Source organism: Albidovulum salinarum, assembly GCF_025673475.1.
Lineage (GTDB): Bacteria > Pseudomonadota > Alphaproteobacteria > Rhodobacterales > Rhodobacteraceae > Albidovulum > Albidovulum salinarum.
Map to the genome: position 1 here is coordinate 32,235 of NZ_JAOVQO010000018.1, position 16,710 is coordinate 48,944.

The 16,710-nt window shown below is 69.8% G+C and carries 15 protein-coding genes; 6 read left to right on the forward strand and 9 right to left on the reverse strand.

From position 1 onward, the window contains the following. Positions 1–4: 4 nt before the first annotated feature. Positions 5–730: a peptidase gene (locus OEZ60_RS17615; protein WP_263339047.1), complete on the reverse strand. Its 726-nt coding sequence runs from the start codon at positions 728–730 to the stop codon at positions 5–7. Positions 731–880: 150 nt separating this feature from the next. Here OEZ60_RS17615 and OEZ60_RS17620 point away from each other — a divergent pair, with 150 nt between their 5' ends. Genes OEZ60_RS17620 through OEZ60_RS17630 form a run of 3 tightly spaced genes read left to right on the forward strand, consistent with a single transcriptional unit; the run spans position 881 to position 4,899 of the window. Beyond that, a complete protein-coding gene (locus tag OEZ60_RS17620; RefSeq protein ID WP_263339049.1) occupies positions 881–2,707 on the forward strand; it encodes a M3 family oligoendopeptidase in 1,827 nt (608 codons plus the stop codon). Continuing rightward, entirely contained in the window at positions 2,704–3,675 is a 972-nt protein-coding gene (locus tag OEZ60_RS17625; RefSeq protein ID WP_263339051.1) for a hypothetical protein, read from the forward strand. The genes OEZ60_RS17620 and OEZ60_RS17625 overlap by 4 nt, the downstream gene beginning before the upstream one ends. 51 nt (positions 3,676–3,726) lie before the next feature. Continuing rightward, the gene (locus tag OEZ60_RS17630) at positions 3,727–4,899 is read left to right on the forward strand and encodes a dipeptidase (RefSeq protein ID WP_263339054.1); all 1,173 of its coding nucleotides are present in this window, start codon (positions 3,727–3,729) and stop codon (positions 4,897–4,899) included. 9 nt (positions 4,900–4,908) lie between these two features. Here OEZ60_RS17630 and OEZ60_RS17635 read toward each other — a convergent pair whose 3' ends face one another. The 4 genes from OEZ60_RS17635 to OEZ60_RS17650 all read right to left on the reverse strand — a co-directional run bounded on the left by OEZ60_RS17635 (position 4,909) and on the right by OEZ60_RS17650 (position 8,633). Beyond that, on the reverse strand, positions 4,909–5,358 hold the full coding sequence (locus OEZ60_RS17635; RefSeq protein ID WP_263339056.1) for a host attachment family protein: 450 nt from the start codon (positions 5,356–5,358) through the stop codon (positions 4,909–4,911). A 78-nt stretch (positions 5,359–5,436) separates the two neighbouring features. Beyond that, entirely contained in the window at positions 5,437–6,414 is a 978-nt protein-coding gene (locus OEZ60_RS17640; RefSeq protein WP_263339059.1) for a Gfo/Idh/MocA family protein, read from the reverse strand. 102 nt (positions 6,415–6,516) lie between these two features. Further along, positions 6,517–7,413 (reverse strand): RNA polymerase sigma factor RpoH, encoded by an 897-nt coding sequence (rpoH, locus tag OEZ60_RS17645; RefSeq protein WP_263339060.1) that lies wholly within the window; start codon positions 7,411–7,413, stop codon positions 6,517–6,519. A 167-nt stretch (positions 7,414–7,580) separates the two neighbouring features. Continuing rightward, on the reverse strand, positions 7,581–8,633 hold the full coding sequence (locus OEZ60_RS17650) for an RluA family pseudouridine synthase (protein ID WP_263339062.1): 1,053 nt from the start codon (positions 8,631–8,633) through the stop codon (positions 7,581–7,583). On the opposite strand from OEZ60_RS17650, the gene OEZ60_RS17655 reads away from it, so the two are divergent. Continuing rightward, a complete protein-coding gene (locus OEZ60_RS17655; RefSeq protein ID WP_263339063.1) occupies positions 8,620–8,952 on the forward strand; it encodes a DUF6476 family protein in 333 nt (110 codons plus the stop codon). The genes OEZ60_RS17650 and OEZ60_RS17655 overlap by 14 nt on opposite strands. Here OEZ60_RS17655 and OEZ60_RS17660 read toward each other — a convergent pair. The 4 genes from OEZ60_RS17660 to OEZ60_RS17675 all read right to left on the reverse strand — a co-directional run bounded on the left by OEZ60_RS17660 (position 8,936) and on the right by OEZ60_RS17675 (position 14,646). After that, positions 8,936–11,701 carry a DUF2339 domain-containing protein gene (locus tag OEZ60_RS17660; protein ID WP_263339066.1) on the reverse strand — a complete coding sequence of 922 codons (2,766 nt, stop codon included), beginning with the start codon at positions 11,699–11,701 and terminating at the stop codon, positions 8,936–8,938. The genes OEZ60_RS17655 and OEZ60_RS17660 overlap by 17 nt on opposite strands. A 79-nt stretch (positions 11,702–11,780) precedes the next feature. Continuing rightward, a complete protein-coding gene (locus OEZ60_RS17665) occupies positions 11,781–12,791 on the reverse strand; it encodes a YcjF family protein (protein ID WP_263339067.1) in 1,011 nt (336 codons plus the stop codon). After that, entirely contained in the window at positions 12,788–13,234 is a 447-nt protein-coding gene (locus OEZ60_RS17670) for a GNAT family N-acetyltransferase (protein WP_263339069.1), read from the reverse strand. The genes OEZ60_RS17665 and OEZ60_RS17670 overlap by 4 nt, the downstream gene beginning before the upstream one ends. Next, the gene (locus OEZ60_RS17675) at positions 13,231–14,646 is read right to left on the reverse strand and encodes a YcjX family GTP-binding protein (RefSeq protein ID WP_263339073.1); all 1,416 of its coding nucleotides are present in this window, start codon (positions 14,644–14,646) and stop codon (positions 13,231–13,233) included. Before OEZ60_RS17675 ends, OEZ60_RS17670 begins: the two co-directional genes overlap by 4 nt. Positions 14,647–14,740: 94 nt before the next feature. On the opposite strand from OEZ60_RS17675, the gene truA reads away from it, so the two are divergent. Together truA and OEZ60_RS17685 are read left to right on the forward strand one after the other, a co-directional pair. Beyond that, positions 14,741–15,508, forward strand: a complete 768-nt coding sequence (gene truA, locus OEZ60_RS17680) for a tRNA pseudouridine(38-40) synthase TruA (RefSeq protein ID WP_263339075.1) — start codon at positions 14,741–14,743, stop codon at positions 15,506–15,508. A 370-nt stretch (positions 15,509–15,878) separates the two neighbouring features. Continuing rightward, on the forward strand, positions 15,879–16,388 hold the full coding sequence (locus OEZ60_RS17685; protein WP_263339078.1) for a ribosome modulation factor: 510 nt from the start codon (positions 15,879–15,881) through the stop codon (positions 16,386–16,388). Positions 16,389–16,710: the final 322 nt, after the last annotated feature.

The window sequence follows — 16,710 nt, forward strand, 5'->3', positions numbered from 1 at the left end:
GGCGTCAGAGCGGGATCTTTCCGAAGCTCGACCGGAGCGCCTTCGACCAGGCCTCGCTGGTGCGGCGGAAATCGGCGTCGCCGGGCTCGAACCGGCGCTGCTGGGTGACGCGGCATTCGTCGCGCGCGATCACGGCGAGGTCGAGCGGCATCCCGACCGAGAGATTGGAGCGCAGCGTCGAATCCATCGACAGCAGGACCGCCTTCTGGCCGTCGGCGAGCGAGGTGTCAGGCCGCACGATGCGGTCGAGGATCGGCTTGCCGTACTTATGCTCGCCGATCTGCAGGAAGGGCGTGTCCTCGGTCGCCTCGATGAAGTTGCCCTCGGGGTAGATCAGGAACATCCGCATCACCCCGCCCTTGCGCTGGCCGGCGACGATCATCGAGGCGGGGCCGAACTGGCCGCCGGTGCGGAGCCGCTGGTCGACCGCGTCGCGCACCGCCCAGAGCGTGGCGCCGACGATCTCGGCCACCTTCAGGAGCGTCGGCGCGAGGAGGATCGAGGTTTCGGGTGAGGCCTCGGGGTCCTCCACCGCCTCTTGCAGCTTGGCGATCGTGGCTTGCGTCACCGAGAGGCTGCCGGCGGTGAGGATCGCGACGACCCGCTCGCCCGGCACCTCGAAGCTGAACATCTTGCGGTAGGAGGAGATGTGGTCGATCCCGGCATTGGTGCGGGTGTCGGACAAAAGCACCATGCCCTCGTTCAGGAGAAGCCCCACGCCATAGGTCATGTCCGATATCCCCTCTGCCCCGACCGCGCCACACTAGGGCGCGGCGGGACCGCCCGCAACACCCCGCGGCAGGGCGATTTCCACCCCTTGCCGCTTGCCTTGCCCGGCCCGCCGCCCCTATGTCTTGGGCGGACAGAAAAGGAGTTTCCCATGCCCATCCGCCTGCCGCGCCCGGTCTTCGACACCCATGCCGCCGCCGGGGGGCTCGGCGATTTGCCGGAATGGGACCTGAGCGATCTCTACACCGCCCCCGACGCGCCGGAACTGGCGCGTGACATGGGCTGGCTGGAACAGGCCTGCGCCGATTTCGCCGCCAGCTACGAGGGCAAGCTCGCCACGCTCGACGCGGCCGCGATGCTCGGCTGCATCCGGGCCTACGAGCGGATCGAGGCGGTGGCGGGCCGGATCATGTCCTACGCTGGCCTGCGCTACTACCAGAACACGGTCGACGCCGCGCGCGCCAAGTTCATGTCGGACTGCCAGGACAAGGTCACCGACTTCACCACGCCGCTCGTGTTTTTCTCCTTGGAATTCAACCGAATCGAGGACGAAGCTTACACGTCGCTTTTCAACGCAAACGCCGACATCGCCCGCTACAAACCGGTCTTCGACCGGATGCGGGCGCTGCGCCCGCACCAGCTTTCGGACGAGCTCGAGCGGTTCCTGCACGACCAGTCGACGGTCGGCGCCTCGGCCTGGAACAAGCTCTTCGACGAGACGATGGCAGCGCTGGAATTCACAGTGAAGGGAGAGGCGGAGCCTCTGAGCCTCGAAGCCACGCTCAACCTCCTCTCGGAGCCCGAGCGCGGGCGGCGCGAGGCCGGGGCGCGCGCTCTCGCCGAGGTTTTCGGAAGCAATGTCAAACTCTTCGCGCGCGTACACAACACGCTCGCGAAAGAGAAGGAGATCGAGGACCGCTGGCGCAAGATGCCCACGCCCCAGCACGGCCGGCACCTGTCGAACGATGTCGAGCCGGAGGTGGTGGAGGCGCTCAGGAACGCTGTCGTCGCCGCCTATCCGAAGCTCTCGCACCGCTACTACCGGCTCAAGGCGAAGTGGATGGGGCTCGACAAGCTCCAGGTCTGGGACCGAAACGCGCCCCTGCCGATCGAGACCAAGCGCACCGTCGGCTGGGAGGAGGCGCGCAATACCGTGACCTCGGCCTATGCCGCCTTCTCTCCCGATCTCGCCGCGCTGACCGAGCCGTTCTTCGACAACGGCTGGATCGACGCCGGGGTGAAGCCCGGCAAGGCACCCGGCGCCTTCGCCCATCCGACCGTGACCGAGGTGCATCCTTACGTGATGCTCAACTACCTCGGCAAGCCGCGCGACGTGATGACGCTGGCGCATGAGCTTGGCCACGGCGTTCATCAGGTGCTGGCGGCCCCTCAGGGCGAGATGCTGGCGTCGACGCCGCTGACGCTGGCCGAGACCGCGTCGGTCTTCGGCGAGATGCTGACCTTCCGCAAGCTCCTCGCGCAGGCGAAGGATGCAAATGAGCGCAAGGTGCTGCTGGCCGGAAAGGTCGAGGACATGATCAACACCGTGGTCCGCCAGATCGCCTTCTACGACTTCGAGTGCAAGCTCCACGCCGCACGGCGCGTGGGTGAGCTGACGCCCGAGGACATCAACGCGCTCTGGATGAGCGTGCAGGGCGAAAGCCTTGGCGACGCGTTCGAGTTCATGGAGGGCTACGAGACATTCTGGGCCTATATCCCGCATTTCGTCCACTCGCCATTCTACGTCTATGCCTATGCCTTCGGCGACGGGCTCGTGAACGCGCTCTACGCGGTCTACGAGGAGGGGCTGCCGGACTTCCAGGCGAAGTATTTCGAGATGCTGAAGGCGGGCGGCTCGAAGCACCACAAGGCGCTCCTGAAGCCCTTCGGGCTCGACGCCAGCGATCCGAAGTTCTGGGACAAGGGGCTGTCGATGATCGCCGGGATGATCGACGAGCTCGAGGCGATGGAGGGATGAACCCCGGCCGGGACGCGGGGCCGGGTCTTGTCCTGCATGTCCCGGGCCACATGCTCGACCCCGACGAGGCCGCGCTGCCGGGGCTCTTCCAGAAGCTCGCGGCCGGGTTTCGGGCGCGTGGGGTAAGGGTGGAGACCCGCTGGCGCGACCGCGTGGCGCTGGCGGAGATGGGCGAGACGGCGGACCTCCACCTGATCCACAACGGCGCGGTCCGCCACCCGCGGGCGCTGAACACCGGCCTCGCCTACGTTTTCCCGTTCTGGTACTGCGACGCGCAAGGCATCTTCGCGGACTCGAGCCTCGCGAGTGCCGCGTTCGATCCCGGCGCCGAGGATCCCGAAGCCGCGGCATCCTTCTTTGCCGCCCATGCGCGGCGGATCGTCGGGCAGCGGCTGAGCCGCTACGACCAGCCCATCCGGCGCGCGGAGTTTGCAGGCGGTGCGATCGCGGTCTTCCTGCAGGGCGACAGCGAGCCGGTCGAGCGGATGCGCCACATGCGCGAGGCCGAGATGTTCGAGGCGGTCGTCGCGGCGCGGGGCGAGCACAAGCTGATCGTCAAGGCCCATCCGCGCAACCGCACCGGCGACACCGGGGCGGTCCTGGACCGCGCCCGCGAGTTGCCCGGCGTGATCGTCACCGATGCCAATGTCCACGACATCCTCGCGGCCAGCGCGGCCACGGTCTCGATCTCGTCGGCGACCGCACTCGAGGGGATGTTCCACCGGGTGCCGGCGGTGCTCTGCGGCCGCTCGGACCTGCATCACTGCGCCGAGACCGCGCCCGACCCCGGCGCAGTGGCGGACGCGCTCCGCACCGCGCTCGAGCGGACCTATCCGTTCGAGGCCTTCGTGCACTGGTTCCTCGGCGCGGGCATGCTCAACACCGGGCGCGACGACCTTCTCGATCGGGTGGTGGCGCGGTTCCGGGCGCGAGGCGTCGACATGGCCGCGCTCGGCCTCGGCGATTGACCGGGGTGCTGTGGTCGGGAAGAGTGGGCGCAACCTGACCGCGAGGCCCGGATGGCGAAAATCCTGCTCAGGCTGATCCTTCTGCTCGCCGTCCTCGGCGCGGCCGGGTTCTTCACGTTCGCCCCCGGCATCGTCGACCGCCGGTTGAACCCGGTCGCCGCGCATGATCCCTGGCCGGTGAGTCCGGCCGCCAAGGCGATGCACGAGCGGCTGATCATCGGCGACCTCCATGCCGACACGCTGCTGTGGGACCGCGACCTGACGCGGCGCTCAGATCGCGGCCATGTCGATCTGCCGCGCCTTGCCGAGGGCAATGTCGCGCTGCAAGTGTTTACCACCGTTACCAAAAGCCCCTCCGGCCTCAACTACGCGAAGAACACCGCCGATGCGCCCGACGACATCACCCGGCTATTCATCGGCCAGTTGCGCCCCCTGCGGGCCTGGCGCGACCTGACCGAGCGCGCGCTGGTGCAGGCCGATGCGCTGGCGGCGGCCGAGGCGGCGGCGCCCGGCGCCTTGAAGATCGTCCGAACCCGCGCCGACCTCGCCGAAGTTCTCGCGCGCCGGGACGCGGGCGAGCGGGTCACCGGCGGCATCCTCGGCGCCGAGGGTGGCCACGCGTTGTTGGACGATCTGGCCAATCTCGACCGGCTTTACGACGCCGGGTTCCGGCTGATCGGGCTCACCCATTTCTTCGACAACGCGCTCGGCGCCTCGCTGCACGGTGAGGCCGGGGGCGGGTTGACGCCATTCGGCCGCGAGGCGGTGCGGGCGATGGTCGGGCGCCACATGATCATCGACCTCGCCCATGCTTCGCCACAGGTGGCGCGCGAGGTCCTGGCGATGGTCGATGTCCCGGTCGTGGTCAGTCATACCGGCATCCGCTCGCACTGCGAGACGGTGCGGAACTATCCCGACGCGCTGATGCAGGCGATCGCGGCGAAGGGCGGATTGATCGGCATCGGCTTCTGGAAGGACGTGACCTGCGACGACAGCCCGGCGGGCATCGCTGCGACGATCGTCGCCGCGATCCGGCTTGTCGGCGAGGACCATGTCGCGCTCGGCTCGGACTGGGACGGCTCGGTCGGGGTCGCCTTCGACGTCTCGGAGCTTGCCGCGCTGACCGGGGCGCTGATCGACGCCGGGCTTTCGGAGCCGGTCATCGCCAAGGTGATGGGCGGCAACATGCTGCGCTTTTTGGAGTCGGCGTTGCCTGACCGCTGAGGGCGGGCCTCACATCGGCTGGATATCGGCGAAATGCGGCGGCAGGTCGTGCACCGGCACCTTCACGAGGTCCTTGGCGAGATCGCCGTGCAGCGCCGCGGCGGGGGCACCGGTCAGCTTGGCGCGCAAGGCGCCGAGCATCTTCGGCGGTGCGGCAACGATCAGCCGATCGGGCTTGACGCGCGCCCAGGTCTCCTGCACCGCCTCGACCACATGCTGGGCGAAGTTCGAGCGGGCGATCTCCTGATCGTGTCCGTGAGTGTCGAACCCGTGGCGCGCGGTACCGCCGGGGCCTCCGGTCTGGCGCCCGGGCCGGTCTTCGTACTCGATCTGGGCATCAGCAAACTGGGCGACCGACAGTCCGGCGCGTTCCGTCAGCCCCTTGCCGATTCCGTCGTTTATGAGAAGCCGGGCATTTTCCTCGCCGGCGACGAGTACAAGCGTGCGTACTGGCTTCATGACCATCCTCCGCTTTTTTGTATGCCCTTCAATATAGGGCAAACCCGTGTTCATTACACCGCGACGCGCGCGGCGGCGTCACTCCGCCGCGGCGAAAACCCGGTCGATCACCGCCTGGGTGCCCTGCGCGTCCTCGAGCCGCCAGGGAAAGGGCGCGCCGCCCCGGACCGCGCGGCCGAAGGCCTCGACCTGGAGGCAGTATTGCCGCGCGCCGGGGAAGCGTTCGAGATGGTCGGGCTGTCCCGCGCGAAAAAGGTGCAGCTGCGCCTCTCCGAAAAGCCCGGCGTTGAACGGCGCGGTGAGCCGGAGGAGCCCAGCCTCGCCTTGGAACACCACCTCCTGGCGCGGAAAGAGCCGCATCGAGGTCATCGCGTGGAAACTGAAGCGCCCGCCCGGTCCCTCCATGTCGCCCGAGACGAGCGCGAAGGTGTCGACGCCGTTCTCGCGTTCGATCCGGGTGCGGAGCGTCACCGGCTCGGCCCCGGTCGCCCAGCGCAGCGAGCCGTAGGTGTAGACGCCGATATCGGGGATCGAGCCGCCGCCGGTCTCGGGACGGTTGCGGATATTGCCGGGATCGGCGCGGTTGTCATAGCTGAAATGGGCATCCGCATGGAGCACGCGCCCGATCGCCCCCTCGGCGATGAGCGCCTGCGCCCGCTGCCATTGCGGGTGGTGGACGATCATGTAGGCCTCGGCAGCGAGAAGCCCGGTGGCGTCGCGAAGCGCGATCAGCGCTTCGATCTCGTCCGCCGTCATCGCGATCGGCTTTTCGGTCAGTACATGCTTGCCGGCCTGCAGCGCCTTCCTTGTCCATTCGACGTGAAGGTGGTTCGGTAGCGGGATATAGACCGCTTCGATGCCGGGATCGGCGAGCAGCGCCTCGTAGCTCGGGTAGACTGTCAGGTCCGGGCAGAAGGCCCGGAACCCCTCGGCCTTGGCGGGATGCGCGGTCGCGAGAGCGGCGAGCCGCGCGCCCTCGGCCTCGTGGATCGCGCGGGCCATGTGCTCGCGGGCGAAATTCGCGGCGCCGAGAACGCCCCAGTTGACGGTGGTCATGCCTACCCTCCCGCAGCCTGCGCTGTCGCTGACAGCTACCCGACGGCCCCGCGTCCGGCAAGCAAGGGCGGCGCGGGCCGGGGGATCGGTGGTGCCGCCCGGTCAGGCCGGCACCACCATGCCCTTGTCCTTGGCGAGCTTGCGCATCTCGTTTTGCAGCTTCTCGAAGGCGCGGACCTCGATCTGGCGGATCCGCTCGCGGCTCACGTCGTACTGGCCGGAGAGATCCTCGAGCGTCACCGGATCGTCCTGCAGCCGGCGCTGGATCAGGATGTCGCGCTCGCGGTCGTTCAGGACCGCCATCGCCGCCTCCAGAAGCTCGCGCCGGATCGCCAGCTCGTCGGCCGCCTCGTAGTCGCCCGCCTGGTCGGCATCCTCGTCCTCAAGCCAGTCCTGCCACTGCGCCGTGCCCTCGCCCTCCGAACCGATCGTCGCGTTCAGCGAGGCGTCGGAACCGGCGAGCCGGCGGTTCATGTCGATCACCTCGTCCTCGGTGACATTGAGGTCATGGGCGATCTTGGCGACATGCTCGGGCCTGAGATCGCCGTCCTCCAGCGCGCCGATCTTCGACTTCGCCTTGCGCAGGTTGAAGAACAGCTTCTTCTGCGCCGAGGTGGTGCCGAGCTTCACGAGGCTCCAGGACCTGAGGATGTATTCCTGGATCGAGGCGCGGATCCACCACATCGCGTAGGTCGCAAGCCGGAAACCCTTTTCCGGGTCGAAGCGTTTGACCGCCTGCATCAGGCCGACATTGGCCTCCGAGATCACCTCGGCCTGCGGCAGTCCGTAGCCGCGATAGCCCATCGCGATCTTCGCGGCGAGGCGCAGGTGCGAGGTGACCATCTTGTGGGCGGCCGAGCTGTCCTCGTGGTCCACCCAGCGCTTGGCCAGCATGTATTCCTCTTCGGGCTCCAGAAGCGGGAACTTGCGGATTTCCTGCAAGTACCGGTTCAGCCCCTGTTCGGGGCTCGGAGCGGGAAGATTGGCGTAACTCGTCATTCAGACCCCCTGTTCCTTACAAGGACCAAGCAACCTAGGCGCGCATGGATATCCGCGCAAGGCGCAAGGCCTATCATCGGTAGTTTAACGTCAGATGAGCCGGTTTCCGTCGCTCTGCCAGATTTGTGTCGGTCCGATCACGGTCTTGTCAGAAATTGTAAAGCATTTTAGTCGGAATTGCGCGAGTTGTCACCGAGAACCGCGAGGAGCCCGGCGAAATCCTCCGGCAGCGGGCTTTCGAATTCGAGCCGTTCGCCCGTCACCGGATGGTCGAAGCCGAGCGTCGCGGCATGGAGCGCCTGGCGCGGGAAGGCGATGACGGCTTCCGCCGCCCCCTGCCCGAGCGCCTTTGCCGCCGGCTTGCGTCGGCCGCCATAGGTCTGGTCGCCCACGAGCCCGTGGCCGACATGGGCCATGTGGACGCGGATCTGGTGGGTGCGCCCGGTTTCGAGCCAGCATTCGACGAGCGCCACCGACGGCGGGGTGCCGAAGCGGTCGAGGACGCGCACCCGCGTCACCGCGTGGCGACCGCCGTGGAACAGCACCGCCTGGCGCTGACGGTCGGTTTTGTGGCGCGCGAGCTGGGTGGTGATCTTGAGAATCCCGCCCGCCTCGAAATTCGTGCCCTTCACGCCGTGCAGCCGCGGGTCGGCGGCATCGGGCGCGCCATGCACCAGCGCGAGGTAGCGCCGGGTGACGCTGTGCTTCTCGAATTGTTTCGCAAGCCCGTGATGCGCCCGGTCGGACTTCGCCACGACGAGAAGCCCGGTCGTGTCCTTGTCGATGCGGTGGACGATGCCCGGCCGCCGCTCGCCGCCGATGCCCGAGAGCGTCTCGCCGCAATGATGGAGGAGCGCGTTGACGAGCGTACCCGCGGGCGAGCCCGGCGCGGGATGGACCACCATGCCGGCGGGCTTGTCGATGACGATGAGGTCGTCGTCCTCCCAGATGACATTCAGCGGAATCGCCTCGGGCCGGGTCTCGACCGCCTCGGCGGGGCCGAGCGCGATCTCGAAGACCTCGCCCTCGGCCACCTTCACCTTGGCGTCTGTGACGGGGGCGCCGGCGTGCGTCACCGCGCCCTCGGCCAGGAGCTTCGCGAGCCGCGAGCGCGACAGGGCGGCTTCCTCTGGCACATCGCGGGCGAGCGCCTTATCAAGGCGGTCGGGCGGGTTCTCCCCGATCACGACGGTAAGGACAGGGCCGGTGGCATCCGACATCAATCAAGCTCCGAACGACGAGGGCACCGGCACGCCGCCGGAGCTCCGCTTCCTGAAAGTTCTGGTCTCGGTTCTGGCCGGGACCATGATCGTCGGCCTGATAACGATCATCGGGCTGCTTGTCATCCGCTTCCCGAAGGCGCTGGAGCCGCGCCCGGCGCTGCCCTCGGCGATCGCCCTGCCCGACGGCGCCAAGGCCGAGGCGGTAACGATGGGCCGCGGCTGGGTCGCGGTGGTGACCGAGGCGGACGAGATCCTGATCCTCGACGCCGAGACCGGCGAGCTGCGCCAGCGCGTGGCGATCACTCCGGCGGAGTGACGCCGCCCTGCCGGCCGGCCGCCCAGCGGTTGAGCCAGGCGAGTGCCGCGAGCGAAAGGCCGAGGGCGAGGAACGAGGCGACCCGCGTCAAGCCGGACAACCCCGAGGCGTCGATCAGGAAGACCTTGGCGATGGTCAGGGCGATCACCGTCATGGCGATGCGCCTCAGGTCCTGCGAGCGCCGGGCGATGGCCTGGTAAAGGAGGACCGCGCCTACCAGCATCAGCGCGATCGTGTAGCTGTAGAGTTCTCCTTGCGTGACGCCCGGCACCGAGAGGTCGTCGCCGCGCCAGAGCCTGCGGATCTCGAGCCCGGCATAGAGCGCCGCGAAGGCCACGCCGACCGCGCCGAGGCCGATCCGCAGCCAGCGGTTCAGATGGCCGAGCCGCGCCGCGCCCAGAAGCAGGAGGAGCCCCGGCAGGCCATAGGCGACGAGGAGCGTGTCGAGGACCGGCGGGCCGTAGACGCGCCATTCCGGCGCGCCCGGCCCGCCGATGAAACGGGCGAAGAGCGGGTTCGCCGGCCCGGTCGCGAGCAGAAGTCCGCCGAAGCCGATCAGCGCCGCGATCCCCGCAATGGCCCAGCGCAGCCAGCGGAGCACGCCGCCAAGCTGCAACCGGTAGAGCTGCACCAGCATCAGCACCAGCCAGGGCATCGCGTTGAGCGCGAGCCCCCAATGCGACAAGACCCACTCGCCGGTTCCGCGCGTCGTCAGCCAGCGGGTCAGGAGAACGTTGACCGTGAGCGCCGTATAGCCGGCAAAGGCGCTTTCGAGAAAGACCCGCGCCGCGCGCCGCTCGAGCCCGGAGAGGAGGAAAAGCCCCGCCGCCATCGCCGCCGCGGCGCCGCCATAGGAGGCGATGACCTCCCAGAGAGCCGCTCCGTCCACCGCCCAGGCGAGCCCGGGGTCGATCACGAGCCGCCACGACAGCACGATCACCGCGGCCTGGATGAAGAGCCCCATCTCCGGCAGCCGGAACCGCCGGTCAAGCGCGGCGGCCGCGACGACGAGGGCCGAGAGCGCCAGCGTCAGCGCGCCCTTGGTGGTGATCAGGAACAGCGCGAGCGCGATCAGCGACAGTGCCGAGAGCGTGGCATAGGCCGCGCGGCGGCGGTCCTCGCCGTCGGCGCGGGCGAAGCCCAGCGCCAGCGCCACCATGATCGCGGCGAGGCCGATGACATGGAGCGCCCAGGTATAGGTCCCGAGCACCGCCGAGGGCGCCCAGAAGAGTTCCATCACCAACGCGGTGAGCGGCGCGGCGAGGGCCGCGCCCGCCGCCCAGAACGGTTTCAGCCGCCCCGCCGCGCCGCTCGCCCAGGCCGCAGCCAGCGTCACCGCGAGCGCGAGCGCGAGGAGGAGCGTCGCGGTCAGCGGCGGCGCGGTCTCGGGTTCGCGCAGATGGATGGCGCGGGCGGCGAACTCGCGGGCGAGCGGCCAGCGGTCGAGCCCCTCCAGCCCAAGCCGGAGGAGGAACCCCGCCACGGGCAGGAGCGTCAGGTCGGAAAGCGCGGGCGCGGGGCCCGACCAGGTGGTGAGCGCGAGCGCCAGCGCCGCGAGGCAGAGGAAGACGAGGAGGCTTTCCGCCCCGGTCTCGGCGGGCAGGAGCGTGAGGATGACCGCCGCCGCCGCCACCGCGCCGCCGGCAAGGCGGGTCGGAAAGTACGGCCAGCCGCCCTGCCCCTTGCGCCAGAGCGCCTCGGCGAACATCGGCCCCTGATGGTCGGGCAGGATCCCGCGCGCCGGGATCAGGATGGCGAGCGCCACGAGGACGGTGAGCGTCAGCGCGTACCAGCCGCCCCCGCCGGTTCCGGCGAAGGTGAGCCAGGCCCCGGCATGACCGAGAACCAGCGCGAGCACCGAGACCCAGGCCCAGCGCCGGATCGTGTCGATGGCGAGCCCTGCGCCCGCGATCACCGCGAAATAGCCATAGAGCCAGTAGGGCGCCTCGCTCTCGCCGCCGACGAGGAAGGGCGCGGCGGCGGCGCCAAGGAGGCCTACGGCGGCGAGGAACGGTCCGTGGAACCAGCCGAGAACGACCGCGAGCGCGGCGGTGGCCAGAAGCCCGGCAAAGGCGACCTCCGGCCCGATCAACTCGTAGAGCTGGCGCGCGGCGAGGACGCCGCCGAAGATCGAGACGAGCCCGGCCCCGGAGAAGGTCGAGGGCAGATAGGCGGTGGCCGAGTGCTCGCTGTCGCCCCAGCGCCGGCGCAGCCACTCGCCCGCGCCGATAAGCGCGAGGCCGAGGAGGATCGCCGCGGCGACCCGCATCGGCGGCGGCAGGAGCCCGTTCTCGACCCCGTATTGCACGAGGAAGATCCCGGCAAGCGCCAGCGACAGCGCCGAGACCGCGTAGACCCAGTTCGCGACCAGCCAATCGCCGAGGGTCGAGCCCCGCTCGGGCCGCGCCACCACGACCGGCTCAGAGCTCCGCGCGGCGGCGGGGGGCAGGTTCTCCCAGGGGCCGGGCGCAATCGGTGGTGCCTCGGCCGCTTCCGGCAGTTCGGGCGCCGGAGGTTGTGGCGGCGCGGGCATTTCGGGCAGGTCCGGCACGGCCGGCGTCGCGGGCACCTCGGGAGGCGCCGCGCGGGACCTTGCGCGCAGGTCCTTCACCTCGTGTTCCAGCATGGCCGCGCGCCGTTCCAGCAGCGCGAACTGGCGCCTGAGACCCGAGACCGCGACCAAAAGCACGATCACGAGGACCGGGATCGCGAGCGCTACGAGTGCCGCAAATACGAGCAGAGCTTCCATGCCTCACCTCCCCTGCCGCCCCGGATCTGCGTCCGGTCTCGTTGCCTCCATTGATACCGAAGGCGACCCGCGAGGAAAGTCAGGAATTCCCCTTGGCCTCTCCCGCCCCGCCGAAAAGCCCCGCGAGGCCGCGGCTGACGAGGTTCGTGACCTTGGGCTTCGGCAGGGCGGCGAAGGGCAAGGGCCGGCAGACCTCGATTGCCGCGACGCCGACCCGCGCGGTCAGCGCGCCGTTGATCACCCCCTCGCCGAAGCGGCGCGAGAGCTTCGAGAGAAGCCCGCCGCCCGCAACCGACTGGATCAGGTCATCGCCGACCGCGACCGCGCCGGTCGCGACGAGATGGGCAAGGACCGCGCGCAGGAGCCGCCAGCTGCCGATCGTGCCGGCGCGGCCGCCGTAGATCTCGGCGATGCGGCGCACCATGCGCAGATTGGCGATGAGCGCGGCCGCGACATCGGCGAGTGCCAGCGGCACGATCGCGGTCACCGTCGCGACCTGCCGCGCCGAGGCTTCGATCTCGGCCCGCGCGGCGCGGTCGAGAGGCGCCATCAACTCGGCCTCGGCGAGCGTGAGGAGCGCGTCGGCATCGAAGACCTCGCCCCGCCGCTCGGCGAGCCGGGAACGGCCCCAGGCGGTCTCGTCGCGGGCCTCGTAAAGCGCGACGAGCCGGTCGGCGACGCGGTTCGCCTGTTTCAGATCGCCCGAGGCGAGGGCATCGAGCGCGGCGCGGTGCACCCGGTCGAGCCGCGCGAGGCGGCCATAGGCGGCCCATTCCCGGAGGGCAATCAGGACGGCCGCGAGAAGGAAGAGCCCGACCAGCGCCGCCGCGATTCCGCCGAGGAGCGGGTTCTGGCTGAGGAGGGTCTCGACGAAGCGCCAGGCGGAGATCGACAGCACGAAGCCGAAGAGCGCACCGGCCGTGGTCCAGAAGAACCGGCCGAGCGGCGACCGGCGCCGGGCCCCGAGCGCCGCCACCGTCTGCATCGCCCGGCCCTCGGGCTGCAGCTCGGGAACCGGCGGCGCCTCAGCCGGACCCTCCGCGGCGGGGCGCTCCATCTCGATCAGCACCGGACCCTTGGGTTTCGTCATGCCGCACCTCCCGCCTTCCGCACCAGCCGGACATCCGGCAACCGCTCCGCGTTGCGGTTGCCGTCCGTGCGTTCCGTTTCCACAAATCCGCGCGCAGAATAGAACCGCAGCGCCCCGGCATTCGCCTGAAAAGTCCAAAGCGAAAGATCGGACTCCGCCGCCCCCGCCGCCGCCAGCAGCGCCGATCCGACGCCCCGTCCGCGCGCCGTAGCGGCCACATAGAGCGCGTCGATCTCGCCGCCCTGTCGCGCGAGGAAACCCGCGACTCCGCCCGCCCGCGCCACCAAGACCTCGTGGCTGGCGAGCAGTCCCGCGACGAAGGCGCGGTCCTCGTCCCGGCTGTGGAGCCGCGGCATCCAGGGGGTCGCGTCGATCCAGTCCGACAGGATCGACGCCATCGCCGGAACATCCTCCGGCCCCGCGCTCTCGACTACGATCCTCACAGCCGGTCCCCGATCAGGAACTCCGCCGCGCGGTCGAGCCTGATATGCGGCGGCCCCTCGCCCGGTTTGAGCTTCAACACCGCCGGCGCGAAGGCCATCACCTCGTAGTCGGCGTCGAGCCACTGGGTCGCCCCTTCCCGCGCGGGGGCCAGGAGAGCGGCGGGATTGTCGGGCAGGTCGCCCGGATAGAACGCCGCCTCGCGCCCGCCGTCGAGAAGCCGGCCGCGCACGCAGTCGAGCATGCGGCCCTCGTGGCGGACGCTCTCCTCGACGGTGGCGCGCAAGGACGCGATCGCCATCGCGGCGGTCTCGGCCCCGGCGAACTCGGCCCGGTCCTTGGCGTCGCGCATCAGCGCCGCCATGATCCGGGTGAGCTTGGCATGTTCCAAATGGTGCAGGTGGTCGGCCTTGGTCGCGGCGAAGAGAATGCGTTCCACCCGGCGCAAACCCAGAAGCCCGGTGAGCCAGCCGGTGCGGCCCGGCCGGAACGCCGCGAGGATGCCGGCCATCGCCCGGCGCATGTCCTCGACCGCGCGCGGGCCGGCATGGATCGCGCCGAGCGCGTCGACCAGCACGACCTGGCGGTCGATCTTCGCGAAATGGTCGCGGAAGAAGGGCTTCACCACCTTGGCCTTGTAGGCCTCGAAGCGCCGCTCCATCTCGCGCCAGAGCGCGCCGCGCGGGATCTCGGCAGGCTTCGGGAGGGGCGCGAAGGTCAGGACCGGCGAACCCGCAAGCTCGCCCGGCAGGAGGAACCGGCCCGGAGTGCAGTCCGAATAGCCCGCCGCCCGCGCGGCGCCGAGATAGGAAGCGAAGCCCTCGGCCAGCGCCTTCGCCCGCATCTCGTCATGCGCCGCCGCCGCATCGAGCCCGGCGATCTGCGCCAGGTAGCCGGCCGCCTCGACGCGGGGCTCTATCCGGGTGAGCACCTCGGCGCTCCATCCGGCATAGTCCTGTTCCATAAGCGCGAGGTCTAAAAGCCACTCGCCGGGATAGTCGACGATGTCGAGATGGAGCGTACGCGGCCCCCGCATCCCGCCGAAGAGCCCCGCCTCGGCGAGCCGGAACGACAGCCGCAACTCGCTGACGGCACGGGTGCTTTCGGGCCAGCGCGGCGCGGGTCCGGTGAGCTCGTCGAGGTGCACCTCGTAGTCGAAGCGCGGCACGGTGTCGTCGGGCTGGGGCTGGAGGAAGGCCGAGAGGATCCGCCCCTCGGCGGCGGCCCTGAGCCCCGGCATCCGGCCGCGATCCATCAGGTTGGCGACGAGCGAGGTGATGAAGACGGTCTTGCCGGCCCGCGAAAGCCCGGTGACGCCGAGCCGGATCACCGGGTCGGAAAAGGCCTCGGTTAGCCCCGAGCCGAGCCCGCCGAGCCCGCGCAGAAGATCGTCCGCGATGTCACCGATACCCAAGACCTGCCCCTCGCCTTTCCGCCCAAGATAGGCACCCCGGCCACGGCTGTGTAGGGGCGATTGCCAAGCCGCGTCTCGGCGGCTAGGGAGGGCCATGCCCCGCTACGCGCTTCTGATCGACTATCACGGCGGCCCGTTTTCGGGCTGGCAGCGGCAATCCGGCCAGCCCTCGGTGCAGGAGGCGGTGGAAACCGCGCTCCGGAAGCTCGAAGCGGAAGCCCCCGGCATCGCGGCGGCGGGGCGCACCGATGCCGGTGTCCACGCCACGGGCCAGGTCGCGCATTGCGACCTCGCGAAGGACTGGGACCCGTTCCGTCTATCCGAGGCCTTGAACTTCCACCTGAAACCCGCCCCGGTGGCGATCCTCAAGGCCGCCCGCGTCGCCGACGACTTCCACGCCCGCTTCTCGGCCAACGAGCGGCGCTACCTCTTCCGGCTGATCGCGCGCCGCGCGCCGCTCACCCATGACGCGGGGCTGGCGTGGCGGGTGCTGAACCGGCTCGACGCGGAAGCGATGCGCGCGGGCGCCGCCCATCTCGTCGGCCATCACGACTTCACCACCTTCCGCTCGACTCTCTGCCAGTCGAAGAGCCCGGTGAAAACACTCGACGAGATCACGATCACCGAGCACGCGATCCCGCAGGGAACCGAGTACCGTTTCCAGCTTCGTGCCCGGAGCTTCCTGCACAACCAGGTCCGCTCCATCGTCGGCACGCTCGAACGTGTCGGCGCCGGGTCCTGGGCGCCCGAGGACGTGCGCGCCGCGCTCGAGGCCCGCGACCGCACCGCCTGCGGGCCGGTCTCGCCGCCCGACGGGCTCTATCTCACCGGCGTTGGCTATCCCGAGAACCCCTTCGTGTGAGTCTATTGCGCCGCGGTTCCGGGGCGCCGAACGCCGCCCTGGGGATGGCGCGCGCGGAAACTGACGCTCGATTGCCGGAGATTTCACGACGGCACGCCCGACGGTCTGACGTCGCGCTGACAGGTCCGTTGCAGGATGAACCATCGAAACCCAGCAAGGAAAGGCCAGACCGATGCCCCGCCCCCAGCCCCGCCGCGAAACGCCCCGCATCTACCGCCCCGCGCCGCCGCCCGGTCCGCGCATGCCCAGGACCTACCGCTTCACCGACTTCGCGATGATCTGACCCCCGCAAACGCCAGCGCGGACCCTTTACCCTCCGCCCGCTCTCCGCATAGGCTTTCAGGACCACAGTCAGCCCCGGGTGGAGCGCATGTTTCAGGACGACTTTCCCCTTCTTGGTACCCCGAGCCTCCTCGCGCTGATCCTGCACGGGGCGGAGGCCGGACCGGTGACCCTCGACGACTGCGCCGCCCGTCTCGACGCGCTTTTCCGCGACGCGAACGAACGCCCCGCCCTGCCGCCCGATGCCATCCGCGACCGGCTCGCGCGCCACGTCCGCCAGCTCGAGATTGCCCGGCTCCTCGAGCCGGTCGGGGACAGCGCCTATCGGCTCACCGACCGCGGCAGCGAGACGCTGCGGCACCGGACCGGCCGGATCGACCTGCCCGACCTGATGTCATACCCCGAATACGCCGCGCATATCGGCGAGAGCGGCGGCCATGCGCCGCGTGCGGATACCCGCGGCGCGAGCTACGACGAAGGCTACGAGGCCCGGCGCGCCGGCCGGAGGTTCACCGCCAATCCGTACACGGTCAATTCCGTCGACCACCTCTGCTGGGAGAACGGCTGGATGGAGGCGCTCGACGACGAGCAGCCCTGATCCCGCGTGGATGGCGCGCCCGCCCCGGACGGTCAGTCCGCAGGGTCGGGATTTCCCTACCTGTCGCGCGGAACCACAAATGCTATCCTTTCCGTATTGACGAAAGGCATTTTGAAGGGGCCGACGGGTGGCAAAGGCTGGGGTCCCGACATTCAACGCGGATCCCGGCCGGCAACACATGATCTCACGTCCCCGCCAGCGGACCGACACATTTCTGGATCCGCGCCGGCCGGCCCCCATGTCCTTCCGTGAACGAAGGAGAGAGTCATGAATCGACAAGCCCCGCGCCCGCCCGTTCCGAAGCCCCGCCCCGGAGACCGCA

What these genes read in the sequence shown, in the direction of transcription:
- OEZ60_RS17615 (WP_263339047.1), bottom strand. Translation starts at nt 730, where the DNA reads ATGACCTATGGCGTGGGGCTTCTCCTGAACGAGGGCATGGTGCTTTTG.
- OEZ60_RS17620 (WP_263339049.1), top strand. Translation starts at nt 881, where the DNA reads ATGCCCATCCGCCTGCCGCGCCCGGTCTTCGACACCCATGCCGCCGCC.
- OEZ60_RS17625 (WP_263339051.1), top strand. Translation starts at nt 2,704, where the DNA reads ATGAACCCCGGCCGGGACGCGGGGCCGGGTCTTGTCCTGCATGTCCCG.
- OEZ60_RS17630 (WP_263339054.1), top strand. Translation starts at nt 3,727, where the DNA reads ATGGCGAAAATCCTGCTCAGGCTGATCCTTCTGCTCGCCGTCCTCGGC.
- OEZ60_RS17635 (WP_263339056.1), bottom strand. Translation starts at nt 5,358, where the DNA reads ATGAAGCCAGTACGCACGCTTGTACTCGTCGCCGGCGAGGAAAATGCC.
- OEZ60_RS17640 (WP_263339059.1), bottom strand. Translation starts at nt 6,414, where the DNA reads ATGACCACCGTCAACTGGGGCGTTCTCGGCGCCGCGAATTTCGCCCGC.
- rpoH (WP_263339060.1), bottom strand. Translation starts at nt 7,413, where the DNA reads ATGACGAGTTACGCCAATCTTCCCGCTCCGAGCCCCGAACAGGGGCTG.
- OEZ60_RS17650 (WP_263339062.1), bottom strand. Translation starts at nt 8,633, where the DNA reads ATGTCGGATGCCACCGGCCCTGTCCTTACCGTCGTGATCGGGGAGAAC.
- OEZ60_RS17660 (WP_263339066.1), bottom strand. Translation starts at nt 11,701, where the DNA reads ATGGAAGCTCTGCTCGTATTTGCGGCACTCGTAGCGCTCGCGATCCCG.
- OEZ60_RS17665 (WP_263339067.1), bottom strand. Translation starts at nt 12,791, where the DNA reads ATGACGAAACCCAAGGGTCCGGTGCTGATCGAGATGGAGCGCCCCGCC.
- truA (WP_263339075.1), top strand. Translation starts at nt 14,741, where the DNA reads ATGCCCCGCTACGCGCTTCTGATCGACTATCACGGCGGCCCGTTTTCG.
- OEZ60_RS17685 (WP_263339078.1), top strand. Translation starts at nt 15,879, where the DNA reads ATGTTTCAGGACGACTTTCCCCTTCTTGGTACCCCGAGCCTCCTCGCG.